Origin of the sequence: Streptomyces echinoruber (assembly GCF_014651135.1) — a bacterium.
In the GTDB taxonomy this organism is placed as follows: domain Bacteria; phylum Actinomycetota; class Actinomycetes; order Streptomycetales; family Streptomycetaceae; genus Streptomyces; species Streptomyces echinoruber.
Genome location: NZ_BMWH01000015.1, coordinates 113,577 through 126,030 on the forward strand (window position 1 = coordinate 113,577; position 12,454 = coordinate 126,030).

The 12,454-nt window shown below is 70.5% G+C and carries 15 protein-coding genes, 2 pseudogenes and 1 riboswitch; of the genes and pseudogenes, 4 read left to right on the forward strand and 13 right to left on the reverse strand.

The window, feature by feature from the left end; genetic code table 11:
- Positions 1–50: 50 nt before the first annotated feature.
- From groEL to IE225_RS18580, 8 genes and pseudogenes are all read right to left on the reverse strand, one after another.
- Positions 51–227, reverse strand: a pseudogene (groEL, locus tag IE225_RS18545) (chaperonin GroEL); the annotation flags it as partial.
- 255 nt (positions 228–482) lie between these two features.
- Positions 483–1,073, reverse strand: coding sequence for a plasmid mobilization protein (locus IE225_RS18550; protein WP_190058667.1), 591 nt, complete (start codon positions 1,071–1,073; stop codon positions 483–485).
- Positions 1,070–1,264, reverse strand: coding sequence for a hypothetical protein (locus tag IE225_RS18555; RefSeq protein ID WP_190058668.1), 195 nt, complete (start codon positions 1,262–1,264; stop codon positions 1,070–1,072). Before IE225_RS18555 ends, IE225_RS18550 begins: the two co-directional genes overlap by 4 nt.
- A 161-nt stretch (positions 1,265–1,425) precedes the next feature.
- Positions 1,426–1,977 (reverse strand): NUDIX hydrolase, encoded by a 552-nt coding sequence (locus IE225_RS18560; protein WP_373303224.1) that lies wholly within the window; start codon positions 1,975–1,977, stop codon positions 1,426–1,428.
- On the reverse strand, positions 1,974–3,095 hold the full coding sequence (locus IE225_RS18565; protein WP_190058670.1) for an adenosylhomocysteinase: 1,122 nt from the start codon (positions 3,093–3,095) through the stop codon (positions 1,974–1,976). Before IE225_RS18565 ends, IE225_RS18560 begins: the two co-directional genes overlap by 4 nt.
- A 58-nt stretch (positions 3,096–3,153) precedes the next feature.
- Entirely contained in the window at positions 3,154–3,630 is a 477-nt protein-coding gene (locus IE225_RS18570) for a hypothetical protein (protein ID WP_190058671.1), read from the reverse strand.
- Positions 3,624–4,037, reverse strand: coding sequence for an ATP-binding protein (locus IE225_RS18575; protein ID WP_190058672.1), 414 nt, complete (start codon positions 4,035–4,037; stop codon positions 3,624–3,626). Before IE225_RS18575 ends, IE225_RS18570 begins: the two co-directional genes overlap by 7 nt.
- 9 nt (positions 4,038–4,046) lie before the next feature.
- Complete coding sequence (locus tag IE225_RS18580; RefSeq protein ID WP_229879676.1) at positions 4,047–4,472, reverse strand: hypothetical protein; 426 nt, start codon at positions 4,470–4,472, stop codon at positions 4,047–4,049.
- A gap of 157 nt (positions 4,473–4,629) precedes the next feature.
- Between IE225_RS18580 and IE225_RS18585 the strand changes: the two genes are divergently transcribed.
- The 4 genes from IE225_RS18585 (at position 4,630) to IE225_RS18600 (ending at position 7,661) form a co-directional block, all read left to right on the forward strand.
- Positions 4,630–5,730, forward strand: coding sequence for a helix-turn-helix domain-containing protein (locus IE225_RS18585; RefSeq protein ID WP_190058673.1), 1,101 nt, complete (start codon positions 4,630–4,632; stop codon positions 5,728–5,730).
- Between the two features lie 14 nt (positions 5,731–5,744).
- Entirely contained in the window at positions 5,745–6,413 is a 669-nt protein-coding gene (locus tag IE225_RS18590; RefSeq protein WP_190058674.1) for a YdcF family protein, read from the forward strand.
- Entirely contained in the window at positions 6,355–7,146 is a 792-nt protein-coding gene (locus IE225_RS18595) for a WbqC family protein (RefSeq protein ID WP_190058675.1), read from the forward strand. The genes IE225_RS18590 and IE225_RS18595 overlap by 59 nt, the downstream gene beginning before the upstream one ends.
- A 212-nt stretch (positions 7,147–7,358) precedes the next feature.
- On the forward strand, positions 7,359–7,661 hold the full coding sequence (locus IE225_RS18600) for a hypothetical protein (protein WP_190058676.1): 303 nt from the start codon (positions 7,359–7,361) through the stop codon (positions 7,659–7,661).
- Between the two features lie 10 nt (positions 7,662–7,671).
- Here the strand turns inward: IE225_RS18600 and IE225_RS18605 are convergent.
- The 5 genes and pseudogenes from IE225_RS18605 to thrC form a co-directional block, all read right to left on the reverse strand.
- Positions 7,672–7,782, reverse strand: a pseudogene (locus IE225_RS18605) (IS481 family transposase); the annotation flags it as partial.
- A gap of 206 nt (positions 7,783–7,988) precedes the next feature.
- Positions 7,989–9,614, reverse strand: a complete 1,626-nt coding sequence (gene groL, locus IE225_RS18610; RefSeq protein WP_190058677.1) for a chaperonin GroEL — start codon at positions 9,612–9,614, stop codon at positions 7,989–7,991.
- 424 nt (positions 9,615–10,038) lie between these two features.
- Positions 10,039–10,242, reverse strand: a complete 204-nt coding sequence (locus tag IE225_RS18615; RefSeq protein ID WP_004986573.1) for a cold-shock protein — start codon at positions 10,240–10,242, stop codon at positions 10,039–10,041.
- A 447-nt stretch (positions 10,243–10,689) separates the two neighbouring features.
- Positions 10,690–10,965: a MoaD/ThiS family protein gene (locus IE225_RS18620; protein ID WP_190058678.1), complete on the reverse strand. Its 276-nt coding sequence runs from the start codon at positions 10,963–10,965 to the stop codon at positions 10,690–10,692.
- Positions 10,962–12,284 (reverse strand): threonine synthase, encoded by a 1,323-nt coding sequence (gene thrC, locus IE225_RS18625; protein WP_190058679.1) that lies wholly within the window; start codon positions 12,282–12,284, stop codon positions 10,962–10,964. Before thrC ends, IE225_RS18620 begins: the two co-directional genes overlap by 4 nt.
- An 18-nt stretch (positions 12,285–12,302) precedes the next feature.
- Positions 12,303–12,451, reverse strand: a riboswitch (SAM riboswitch).
- Positions 12,452–12,454 lie beyond the last annotated feature (3 nt).

The following is a 12,454-nucleotide window of genomic DNA, read 5'->3' on the forward strand; positions in this document are numbered from 1 at the left end:
CCAGGGAGTGCCGCCCTCGGTCGGACGGTCGATCAACCGGAACCGGTCGATCAGAAGTCCATGTCACCGCCCGGCATGCCGGCGCCGGCGCCCGCCTTCTCCTTCTCGGGCTTGTCGGCGACGACGGCCTCGGTGGTGAGGAACAGACCGGCGATGGAGGCCGCGTTCTGCAGGGCGGAACGGGTCACCTTGGCCGGGTCGATGATGCCCTCGGCGATCATGTCCACATTCCGGCAGGGTCCGTTACGGCGAGGCATGGGGGGCCTTTCCGGTCGCCGACGCGGATCTCGCCATCCACGCCAGGCCAGAGGGCCCTCACCCATTTCAAGATCACACGTCAGTGATCGCTGTCACCAACCTCCGTGGACAGAACATCTAGTGCTGTCAAGCCTTTGCGCAGGTGGATGCCGCACTCTCTTGTGAGGCAAGTGAGGCACGCAGGGCGGACGCTCTCAGCGGCAGGCCCCGGGTTGTGGTGGCATTCAGGGGGTGCCGTCGGTGAGGATGCCGCGCTGCAGCATCTGCTTGAGGGTGGTTCCGCGTCGTTCTGCGATCTTGTGGAGATCGTTGCGTTCGTGCTGCCACTGCGTGGCCTGGCGTGCTGCCGCCTGGGCGATGTAGTCGCTGGTGGAGAGGCCGAGCTCGTCGGCGTGGTCGGCGATGGCGGCCTGCTCTTCAGTAGTGAGCCGGAGCGGGAGGGTTCCTGGTCGGCGGACGGGATGGCACTGCTCGCAGACGGTCTTGATCCATCCGCCGTCGCGGTCTGCGCGAGTGCGGGGTTGGCCGGGGGCTCCGCAGTATTCGCAGATGGTCCGGGACATGGTTTCGGCTGCTTGGATGAGCGGGCTGGCAGCGTCGGCCCAGTCGCCGTCGAACTCGCCGTCGGCGTCGAAGCGGTCGGCGACGCTGACACGCAGTCCGCCGAACTTCTCCTTGATGCTCTCGACGCGGTAGTCGCTGGCCAGGGCCGTGAGCTGCTTGTGGAGCCGCATGAGGAGGGGGTGCCATCCGAGGCCGACCGAGGCGAGGCAGTCCGGGATCTGCAGGGGGCGCAACGCGAGGCTGTCGGTCATGAGCCCATGGTGGCGCTGGACTCCGACAGGGCCGAAGCGGTCAGCACGGACATGGTGGTCACCTGGCTGAGGGCGAGCGCTGACCCGAAGCTGTAGGCGGCCGACGTGGTGGCCGGCGCGGTGTTCTGGTGGCTCGACGGCGACGGCAGGTTGTGGGAGTCGCTGGAACCGCTGGTCACGCTGCTGGACATCGACGCCGGCTGAAACGGCGAAAACGCGAAAGCCGGGCTCCCGTCATCCGGCGGGGGTTCCCGGCTCCACTTCCAGCGCCCCAGGGGGTGCGGCCCTTCCAGTGTGGCAGGAGGCCGCCCCTTGCACGCTCGGGGCAGCGGAAGGGGCGGCCGGTTGGGGGTCAGCGGAGGGCTGCGGCGATGCGGTGCCGGAGGCGTTCGTCGCTGAGGGTGTCGAGGTCTCGCCAGGCGGCGTCGATGACCTCTTCGGTCTGGAGCTGCCCGATGTCGGCGGTGGTGCGGAACAGGTAGCGGAAGTCGATGTGCTGGTGGTCGGGCTCGCCTTTGGCGTCGTTGGCGGGGATGGGGTGGACGTCGAGGTGGAGAGGGCCGTCGCCGGCCGGGGCGACGCTCTCGGCGGGGATGCCGGTCTCCTCGGTCAGCTCGCGCCGGGCGGCGTCCAGCAGGGTGGCGTCGCCGGGTTCGAGGTGTCCGCCGGGCAGGAGCCACTTGTCCAGGGCGAGGTGGTGGATGTGCAGGATGCGCCCCTCCGGGTCGGCGAGGATCGCGCCGGCGGTGGCGTGTCCGCGGAACTCGGTTCGGCTGGTGAGGTCGGCTCCGGCGTCCAGCAGGGCGATGACGGGGGCGAGGATGGTCTTCTCGCCCGGGTGAGCGTCGAGGTAGTCGTTGACGGTGGCGCGGGTGTGGTCTGCCGTGATGGCCAAATCGATCACCTGTTGAAGTAGGAGAGCCAGGTTGCCGCGATGGCGGCTCGGTCGGCCGCGGGGACCTCGTGGATGCCGGGGGCGAGGTCACCGCGGGTGAGCATCCTGATCGAGGCGAGTATCTCGGCCTGGACCAGGAAGATGAACGGCCCGACGCTGGCGCCGTGCAGGAAGTTGACAGCGTTCCCGCCGTTGGCCAGGTAGAAGTAGTGGCCGGTGGTCTGGTAGCGGGTGACGTGCTCGCCGGCCATCGCGCGGGTGTAGACCTCCGGGAGCCCGGCCAGCTCCAGTTCGTCCTCGCTGGAGGTGACGGTGGCGACGTAGGCACCGTTGCGCAGGTGGGGGAAGTCCTCGCCGCGCAAGGAGACCGCGCCGGTCGCGCAGAGCACGAGCCCGGCCCCGGTGAGCGCGCTCTCGCGGTCGCGGGCGACGGTGAAGCCCTGGGCCAGGGCCTGGGTGCGGCGGACGGGGTCGATGTCGAAGACGGTGACCTGGACGCCCTTGGCGTGCAGCAGCCGGGCGATGGAGGAGCCGAGCTTGCCGAAGCCGATGACCAGGGCGGGGCGGCCGTGGAGGATGTCGCCGCGTCCGCGCATGACGGCCTCGGTGGAGAAGACCACGGACTGGCCGACGAGGAAGTCCTCGGGGTCCTTCAGCGGCGAGCGGGCGACCGAGATCACCGGGCAGGGCAGCTTGTCCAGGTCCTGGTAGCGGCGGTGGCCGTTCTCGGTGTCCTCGACCACTCCGAGGAGCCGGCCGGAGAAGCGCGCGTGCACCTCGGCGAGGCTGGGGGCGAAGTAGCCGCCGACGTCCAGCAGCACCAGGTCCTCCCCGGCCGCCCGGGACTCCAGGTAGTCCAGCGCCGCGTCGGGGTCGGCGAACAGGTCGCGGGAGAGCGTGTCGACGGGGACGGTGTGCTCGACTTCGCGCCGCGCGGCGGGGCTGATCGACTTGGGCTTGGGCAGCACCGCCCGCAGCCGGCTCATGGCCGCGACCGCGCGGATGAAGGCGGGCCGCTCCGGCAGCAGGTGGGTGACCAGGAAGGAGGTGGCCTGCTCGTCGGGGGCGAACCGGGCTGCGATCTTGGCGAAGTAGGCGTCCAGCCGGGCGCGTTCGAAGGATTCCATGGCTGTTCCCTCTCATCCGTCAGCGCGGACCGTGCAGGGGAGGCTGAGGCTGGGGTGGTCAGGTGGTGCGGGCGAGGCCGAACAGCAGGCGGCCGGCGGCGAGGGCGGTGTCCAGGTAAGCGTCGACGCGGGCGGCGTCGGCGGATCTGGGCAGGGGGTCCAGGCCGACCGTCACCGCGGCCTCGCCGGAGGCGGTGACCAGGGCGGTCCAGCGGGGGTGGGTGGGCAGCCGCAGCCCGTAGCGGGCGCCGTGAAAGCGCATCAGCACCCAGTCGCCGACGACCTGGAGCCGCTCGGGCAGGAGAGGCAGGCGGTCGCGGGCTTGGGCCAGGCCGCCGAGCGCGTCGGCGATCAGCCGCATCCGGGCCTCGATCGCTTCCGGGGTGTCGCGGCCGGTGCGGCCGGGCGGGTGGGCGAGCAGGACGTGGGCGAGGTCCCGGCCGTCGGGCGCCGTGCCGGGCCAGGTCCAGGCACCGAGCGAGGCCAGCAGTCCCGGTCTCGGTCCGGTGCCCGGCGGCAGGGTGCGGGTCAGCATGCCGCCTCCCGGACGGTCGCGGTCTTGAACCGCGTCCAGACGATCTTCCCCGAGGGCTGCCGGTCGCAGACGCCCCACTCGTCGGCGAGCTGCTCGACGATCAGCAGCCCCCGCCCGGAGGCGTCCGACGGGTCGGTGTGCCGGACGTGCGGCCGCTGCCCGCCGCGGCGGCTGTCGTGCACTTCGAGAAGGACGAAGTCGTCCTCGGCCGTGAGCCGAACCAGGAATCCGAGCCCGGGTTCGGCGCCGTGCAGGAGCGCGTGGGAAGCCAGCTCGGAGACACACAGCCGGATGTCCTCCGCGGGTCCGGCCAGTCCCCAGGCCGTCAAGGTCGCCGTCGCGAAGTCCCGGGCCAGTCCCACGGACTCGGCTTTCGGTTCGAAGTAGTGCTGCGTCACCTCGGTCATGGCGGTCCTTCAGGTCTCCGCGTCCAGGGCCGGGCTGCGGCGGCAGGCCCGGCCGGTGCTGGGCTGGCCGGCCGCGCGGTGACCTGCCGGCCGGGGCCGGCGGCGGCCGCGGACCAGCAGCAGCCGGGCTCCGGCCGACTCGATCCGCCGGGTGCGCTCGGCGGCTATCGCCTTGGGCCCGAGATGGGAGGCGGCCGGCAGCACCACGCCGTAGGTGTCGGGCAGCGCGAGGACGTCCAGCAGCCCGGTGAACGCGACCGCCGCCGCGGGGGAGCGTTCGGTGAACACCCCGGCCAGCAGCAGCTCGTGCTGGCGGCAGTACTCCTCCAGCGATGTGGCCAGGGCCTGCTGGCGGGCCGTCGAGGCCCGCACCGGCCGCAGGTAGCCGTAGACGACCGGGCCGGCGACGGGGCGGTGCTCGGTGAGGGGTTCCACTGCGGACCGTCCAAAAGGGTGGGTCGGGGAGGGGAGTCCCTTCGAGCCTGATCCCAGCTCACCGGCGGGGAAATGACCCGCTGTTGCACTTCCGTGGCACTTTCGTCCCCCCGGCCGCGCGGGTGGTGCTTCCATGGCGAGCGGAAGGGAGCGACGCGTGGCGACCGTGCATCACTGGACCGGTCTGGAGGCCCGGGCCCTGCGTCTGGCCCTGCGGATGAGCGTCCGCGCGTTCGCCGAACACCTCGGCGTCGGGGTCCGCACCGTCTCCAAATGGGAGAAGCTCCTCACCGGCACCGAGCCCCGCCCGGACACCCAGGCGATCTTGGACACCGCGCTGGCCCGCGCGGACCCCGCGGTCCACCTGCGGTTCGAGACGAACCTGTCCGAGGCCGGCCGCCCCGCTGCGGGGCTGAGCCGACGGGTGACGGTGACCGGCCCGCGGGCCTGGGAGTACGAGTCGTGGACCGACGACCTGGACCGGGCCGTGGTCGCCCTGGCCCGGCAGAACTTCGCCTTCGCCGACAACCTGCTGGGCCGCTGGCTGGTCCGCTTCACCCCGGCCGAACTGGACGACAAGGGCCTGTATCTGTTCGCCCGCTCCACCGCCCTGCTCGGCGACCTGCGACGCGACCAAGGGGCGGTGATCGGCCCGATGTCGGCCCAGCGCTCCTATGCCGGCGCCCGCTCGGTGTTCACCCAGCTCGACATCCCCCGCCGCGTCGCCCAGCTCGACCTGTCCCTGGCAGTGGTCGCGGAGATGTCCGGCAACCTGGCGGCCGCCGCCCGCCACTACGAAACCCTCGCCGTCGACGACCGGCTCTCCCGCCGCGACCGGGCCCGGGCCCGGCTGTGGGTGGGCACCGCGCTGAGCAAGGACGGCAACCACGACTACGCCGCCCGCGTCATGCTCGCCGCGACCCGCGAGTTCGAAGACCTCTGCGAGCCCGAGGACTGGTCCGTCGCCCACCAGAAGCTTGCCCTCGCCCACCGCGGCGCCGGCCATCTGGACCAGGCCCTGCACTTCATCGACATCGCCCGCAGCACCGCCACGACCGACTCGCCCATGCAGAAAGTGCGGTTGGACACCGCTCACGGTCACATCCTGCTGTCCGACCCGGCAACCCGGGATGATGGGCTGCGGGTGCTGGAGAACGCCGCGAAGCTGGCCGCCAAGGTCGGCCTGAGCCACCAGCTCAGCAGCATCGAGGGCATCCGGATGACGACCGAAGGGGCAGCCGGCCCCCGGCGACGGTGACCAGGGAGAAGCCAGTGACGGACAACCAGCGGGCCATCACCGACGAGCAGCGGCGGCAGGCCATGCTGATCTGGGACTACCACCAGATGCACCACCAGGTCCGGCCGTGCGACGCGGCGATCGGCCTGGGCAGCCACGACCTCGGCGTCGCCGCCTTCGCCGCCCGCCTGTATCTGGCCGGGCTCTTCCCGACCCTGGTGTTCACTGGCGGCAACAGCCCCACCACCGCCGCCCGCTTCCCCCGCGGCGAGGCGGTGCACTACCGCGAGCACGCCATCGAACTCGGGGTGCCCGACTCCGCGATCCTGCTGGAGCCCAAGGCCGGCAACACCGGGCAGAACATCATCTTCTCCCGCGAGGTTCTGGCCGCCGCCGGGATCACCCCCGCCTCGGTGCTGCTGATCTCCAAGCCGTATATGGAACGACGCTCCTTCGCCACCGCCCGCAAGCTGTGGCCCGAAGTCGAGGTGGTCTGCGCCTCCGAGCCCCTGGAGTTCGACGACTACCTCAAGAGCATCGGCGACGAAGCCCTCGTCGTCGACATGCTCGTCGGCGACCTGCAGCGGGTGATCGAGTACCCCAAGCTCGGGTTCGCCATCGAGCAGACCGTCCCGGAGGACGTGCATGCCGCCTACCGATCACTCATCGAAGCCGGGTTCACCAGCCGCCTCATCCCCTCCTGACCTCCCGCCCCCCGGCGGGCTGTGCGCGATCCACCAGCCCAACCTCTTCCCGCGACTGACCACGCTGGCCAAGCTGTTCGCGGCGAACTACTGGATCGTCCTGGACGACGTCCAGTTCAACCGCCGCGACTACCAGCACCGCGCCCGCCTCGCGGCCCTGGACGACCCGCACCGGCGGCAGTGGCTCACCGTCCCCACCCACCTGCCCCAAGGCCGCCAGACGGCCATCCGCGACGCTGTGATCGCCGACCTGGACCGCTCCCGGCGGCGCGTGGCCCACATGCTGCCGCACTACTACCGCGCCAGCCCGCACTGGCCGGCCCTCGCCCGCGAACTGCCCTGCGTCCTCGACCAGTTCACCGCCACCGGCAAGACCGCCGACGTCGCCGAGGCATCCACCCGCATCCTGCTGGAACTCCTCGGCTGGAAAGGACCCATCCTCCGCAGCAGCCACCTGCCCGCCCGGCCCAGCCGCTCCCAGCGGCTCGCCGACCTCGCCCAGGCCACCGGCGCCCGCGGCTATCTGTGCGGGACCGGCGGCATGACATACCTGGACACCAGCGTGTTCACCGCCCGGGACATCACCGTCGTCCCCTTCCATCCCCCCGCGGGGATGCCCTGGGACGCGGGCAGGCGCATCAGCGCGATCCACGCACTGATGCGCCTCGGGCCCCAGGCCCTCGCCGAGCAGATGCAGGCCGCCGCCCGCAGCCAGTCGCGGCCTGCCGCCTGAAGTAGACGCTCGATCCCGTTGTGCGGCCTCACCCGTTTGGGTGTACCTGTTCCGCACAGGCCCCGCTCCCGTCCAGCTCACGACGCCACTGCGTCAGCCGCCGTCCGTAGAAACGATAGGGGCGGCAACCGGCCCCCACCTCCGCGCAACTACCTTTCGTGGTAACCAGATTGCCTTGCGTAAGGGATCTCATGGGCTACTCGGAGCAGGACATGCAGGAAGGTTGGACCCTGGTGGTCCGCGGCCGCACCAACCGGCTGGAGCTCGGCGACAAGCTGCTGGCCGTGACCGCCGCGAGCGGAGAGGGAGTGCTGGAACAGTTCTGCGACGAGATCGGGCTCGGCGTGCGCTCGGGCCGCGACTACCGCCACGTCGCCCGAATGTGCACCCCGCCGCTGCGGGCGAAGATCGCAGCCGGCGGCGTCCTGATCAACTACAGCATCCTGCGGGAGGGCGCCCGGCTCGGGCCGGGCGGGTGCCGGTCGACGAGGGCTGTCGCAAGCTGCTGGACCTGATCGGCCAGGCGGAGATCTGGAAGCGTTCCGCGGCTCGTCGCAGGGACCAGTCGTCGTCCACGACGCAGCGGGCCAGACGCAGACGGCCGGTCTGGGTCAGGGGTGCGTTACGGTGGGGCACGAGGGCCTTTCTGGTCGCCGGTGCAGATCTCGCAATCCACACCAGGCCAGAGGGCCCTCACCCATGTCAAGATCACACCTCAGTGATCGCTGTCACCCATCTCCGTGGACGGAATACCTGGCCCCGGCAAACGCCGGAGGGCGGCACCCCCTGCTGCCAGGGAGTGCCGCCCTCGGTCGGACGGTCGATCAACCGGAACCGGTCGATCAGAAGTCCATGTCACCGCCCGGCATGCCGGCGCCGGCGCCCGCCTTCTCCTTCTCGGGCTTGTCGGCGACGACGGCCTCGGTGGTGAGGAACAGACCGGCGATGGAGGCCGCGTTCTGCAGGGCGGAACGGGTCACCTTGGCCGGGTCGATGATGCCCTCGGCGATCATGTCCACGTACTCGCCGGTCGCGGCGTTCAGGCCGTGGCCCGGGGTGAGGTTGCGGACCTTCTCCACCACGACGCCGCCCTCGAGGCCGGCGTTGACGGCGATCTGGGCCAGCGGAGCGGTCAGGGCCTTGCGGACGATCTCGGCACCGACGGCCTCGTCGCCCTCCAGGTCCAGCTTCTCGAAGGAGGTCTGCGCGGCCTGGACCAGGGCCACGCCACCACCGGCGACGATGCCCTCCTCGACGGCCGCCTTCGCGTTGCGGACGGCGTCCTCGATGCGGTGCTTGCGCTCCTTGAGCTCGACCTCGGTGGCGGCACCGGCCTTGATGACGGCCACACCGCCGGCCAGCTTGGCCAGGCGCTCCTGCAGCTTCTCGCGGTCGTAGTCGGAGTCGGACTGCTCGATCTCGGCGCGGATCTGGTTGACCCGGCCCTGGACCTGCTCGGCGGAGCCGGCACCGTCCACGATCGTGGTCTCGTCCTTGGTGATGACGACCTTGCGGGCGCGGCCCAGGAGGTCCAGGGTCGCGTTCTCCAGCTTGAGGCCGACCTCCTCGGAGATGACCTCGCCGCCCGTGAGGATGGCGATGTCCTGCAGCATCGCCTTGCGGCGGTCGCCGAAGCCCGGGGCCTTGACGGCGACGGACTTGAAGGTGCCGCGGATCTTGTTGACGACCAGGGTGGACAGGGCCTCGCCCTCGACGTCCTCGGCGATGATCAGCAGCGGCTTGCCGGCCTGCATGACCTTCTCCAGCAGCGGGAGGAGGTCCTTGACGGCGGAGACCTTCTGGTTGGCGATGAGGATGTACGGGTCCTCGAGCACCGCCTCCATGCGCTCCATGTCGGTCGCGAAGTAGGCGGAGATGTAGCCCTTGTCGAAGCGCATGCCCTCGGTGAGCTCGAGCTCCAGGCCGAAGGTCTGCGACTCCTCGACGGTGATGACGCCTTCCTTGCCGACCTTGTCCATCGCCTCGGCGATGAGCTCACCGATCTGGGTGTCGGCGGCGGAGATGGAGGCGGTGGAGGCGATCTGCTCCTTGGTCTCGACCTCCTTGGCCTGGTCGAGCAGGGCGCCGGAGACGGCCTCGACGGCCTTCTCGATGCCGCGCTTCAGGGCCATCGGGTTGGCGCCGGCGGCGACGTTGCGCAGGCCCTCGCGGACCAGCGCCTGGGCGAGGACCGTGGCGGTGGTCGTACCGTCACCGGCGACGTCGTCGGTCTTCTTGGCGACTTCCTTGACGAGCTCGGCGCCGATCTTCTCGTACGGGTCCTCGAGCTCGATCTCCTTGGCGATGGAGACACCGTCGTTGGTGATCGTGGGGGCGCCCCACTTCTTCTCGAGGACGACGTTGCGGCCCTTGGGGCCGAGGGTCACCTTGACGGCGTCCGCGAGCTGGTTCATGCCGCGCTCGAGGCCGCGCCGCGCCTCCTCGTCGAACGCGATGATCTTGGCCATGTGAAGTGGTCCCTCCAGGACTGGGGGTGATGACTTCGGACCGCGCCCGCGCCCGCGACGGACGGCCCCCGACCGGCGGTTCCTTGCCCCAACCGGCCTGCGGACCTCACCGACCCGGTCCTTCGCTTGTCACTCTCACCTTCAGAGTGCTAACGCCAATGATTAGCACTCGCCCTGGTCGAGTGCAAGCGCCTCCCCCCGACGACGGGCCCTCTCAGCCGCCCGCGAACAGGCCCCCGCGCCCCGCCCCGGGGTGCCGGGCGGCGCGGGCCCGGCGCGCCCGCACAAAGGTCCGCATCCCGCCGCCCGGCACGCACGCGGAAAGGTCCGCATCCCGCCGCCCGGCGCGCACGCGGAAGGGCCCGTACCCCGCCGGGTACGGGCCCTTCACCGCAGATGCGCGGCGGATGTGCGGCGGATGCGTTCAGGCGGTGACGCGAACCATGTCGGCCTGCGGGCCCTTCTGGCCCTGCGAGATCTCGAACTCGACCCGCTGGCCCTCTTCCAGGGTGCGGTAGCCGTCCATCTGGATCGCGCTGTAGTGGACGAAGACGTCCGCACCACCGTCGACCGCGATGAAGCCGTAGCCCTTCTCCGCGTTGAACCACTTGACGGTGCCCTGAGCCATGCCTAACTCCCCTATTACTGGCCCTTGCACAGATCCACACTTCGCGGATCCGGGTCAGACCTCACCCCCCATGAGTGGGGGCGTGCGCCGGAACGCGTCGACCGCGGCTGAATGTATCTGTCCCGCTGCCGTCTGCAACAGGTCAGTCGGACGAGAATTCCGGCTGCGCGACATCCGGAATATGCCGAGAATTCCGCAGACGTCCGGGCAAGTCGGGCCACACAAAAGGAACAAAAGACACAAAAAACCTGCACACTTTGGCTGTTTCTTGACGGCCGCGCAGCAGGATTTCCAGGGCTCCCGACCCGCGGAACTGGGGCGGGTACCCCAACTCTACCGCGCTCAATCACATGGAATTGCCCCCTCCGCTTCTCTTACGGAGGGGGCAAGTGAAGAAACTCTCGGTAACAGAAGTTACCGACGGTATGGAAGGGCCGGGAGCCGGAATCAGCCGCCGGCGACCGCGGGAATGATCGACACGCCGGCGCCGTCCGGCGTCGCGGTGTCCAGCCCCTGCTCGAAGCGCACGTCGTCGTCGTTGACGTAGACGTTGACGAAGCGCCGCAGCCTGCCCTGGTCGTCGAGGATGCGCGCGGCGATGCCGGTGTGGTTCTTCTCCAGGTCCTCGATGACCTCGGCGAGGGTCGCGCCCTCGGCGCTCACCTCGGCCCGGCCGCCGGTGTAGGTGCGCAGGATGGTCGGGATGCGAACGGTCACGCTCATGCGAGGCCAGCCTCTCGGAAGGAGTCCAGGGTCGGGCGGATGACGGCGGTCGGGCCGGTGCCGGCCACCGCGTCGAGGGTCTTCAGGCCGTCACCGGTGTTGAGGACGACCGTCGTCAGCGTCGGGTCGAGCACCCCGTTCTCGATCAGCTTGCGCGTGACGCCGACCGTCACGCCGCCCGCCGTCTCCGCGAAGATGCCCTCGGTGCGGGCCAGCAGCCGGATCGCGTCCACGATCTGCGCGTCGGTCACGTCCTCCACCGCACCGCCGGTGCGGCGCGCGATGTCCAGGACGTAGGGCCCGTCGGCCGGGTTGCCGATGGCGAGGGACTTGGCGATGGTGTCCGGCTTCTGGGGGCGCACGACGTCGTGCCCGGCCTTGAAGGCGGCGGACACCGGCGAGCAGCCCTCCGCCTGCGCGCCGAAGATCTTGTACGGCCGGTCCTCGACCAGCCCGAGCGCGATCAGCTCCCGCAGCCCCTTGTCGATCTTCGTGAGCTGGGAGCCGGAGGCGATGGGCACCACGATCTGGTCGGGCAGCCGCCAGCCGAGCTGCTCGCAGATCTCGTACGCCAGGGTCTTGGAGCCCTCCGCGTAGTACGGCCGCAGGTTGACGTTGACGAAGCCCCAGCCCTCGCCCGCCGGGTCGCCGATCAGTTCGGAGCAGAAGCGGTTGACGTCGTCGTAGGTGCCCTCGATGCCGACCAGGTCGCCGCCGTAGACCGCGGCCATGACGACCTTGCCCTGCTCCAGGTCGTGCGGGATGAACACGCAGGAGCGCAGGCCGGCGCGGGCCGCCGCGGCGCCGACGGCGCCGGCCAGGTTGCCCGTCGACGAGCACGACAGCGTCGTGAACCCGAAGGCCCGGGCCGCCTCCAGCGCCTGGGCCACCACCCGGTCCTTGAAGGAGTGCGTCGGGTTGCCGGAGTCGTCCTTCACGTACAGCCCGCCGGTCACGCCGAGTTCGCGGGCGAGGTTGTCGGCCTTGACCAACTGGGTCCAGCCCGGGTTCAGGTTCGGCTTGCCGGCCACGTCCGCGGGGACGGGCAGCAGCGGCGCGTAGCGCCAGATGTTCGCGGGGCCCGCCTCGATGCGCCTGCGGAGCTCCTCGGCGTCGTAACCGGAGAAGTCGTACGCCACCTCCAGCGGGCCGAAACACTCCTCGCAGGCGAAGACCGGGCCGAGCGGGACGCGGTGGCCGCACTCGCGGCAGGACAGCGCGGCGGCGGGACCGAGATCGACGGAAGGCGAGGCCGAAGAAGCGGTGACGGCGGTAACGGTGGAGGCGGCGGCGGAGCTTGCAGTGGTCTGCACAGCCATGTCAGGCGAGGCCCTTTCTCCTCATCTTCCTCACGGCGTACCTCGCCGTGAGACGGAATTGGCACCTTCCCTGGCCGGGAGCCTCGCGGTGGATCATGACGAGAACCGGCGAAGGGGGGTTGCCGGGGCTTCATCGGGCCGTGTCCCTCTGCCCCTCTGGATGAGCGGTA

Coding starts and splice junctions, on each gene's coding strand:
- IE225_RS18550 (WP_190058667.1), bottom strand. CDS start 1,073: ATGACCGACAGCCTCGCGTTGCGCCCCCTGCAGATCCCGGACTGCCTC.
- IE225_RS18555 (WP_190058668.1), bottom strand. CDS start 1,264: ATGTCCAGCAGCGTGACCAGCGGTTCCAGCGACTCCCACAACCTGCCG.
- IE225_RS18565 (WP_190058670.1), bottom strand. CDS start 3,095: ATGGAATCCTTCGAACGCGCCCGGCTGGACGCCTACTTCGCCAAGATC.
- IE225_RS18570 (WP_190058671.1), bottom strand. CDS start 3,630: ATGCTGACCCGCACCCTGCCGCCGGGCACCGGACCGAGACCGGGACTG.
- IE225_RS18575 (WP_190058672.1), bottom strand. CDS start 4,037: ATGACCGAGGTGACGCAGCACTACTTCGAACCGAAAGCCGAGTCCGTG.
- IE225_RS18595 (WP_190058675.1), top strand. CDS start 6,355: ATGCCGCCTACCGATCACTCATCGAAGCCGGGTTCACCAGCCGCCTCA.
- IE225_RS18600 (WP_190058676.1), top strand. CDS start 7,359: ATGCAGGAAGGTTGGACCCTGGTGGTCCGCGGCCGCACCAACCGGCTG.
- groL (WP_190058677.1), bottom strand. CDS start 9,614: ATGGCCAAGATCATCGCGTTCGACGAGGAGGCGCGGCGCGGCCTCGAG.
- IE225_RS18615 (WP_004986573.1), bottom strand. CDS start 10,242: ATGGCTCAGGGCACCGTCAAGTGGTTCAACGCGGAGAAGGGCTACGGC.
- IE225_RS18620 (WP_190058678.1), bottom strand. CDS start 10,965: ATGAGCGTGACCGTTCGCATCCCGACCATCCTGCGCACCTACACCGGC.
- thrC (WP_190058679.1), bottom strand. CDS start 12,284: ATGGCTGTGCAGACCACTGCAAGCTCCGCCGCCGCCTCCACCGTTACC.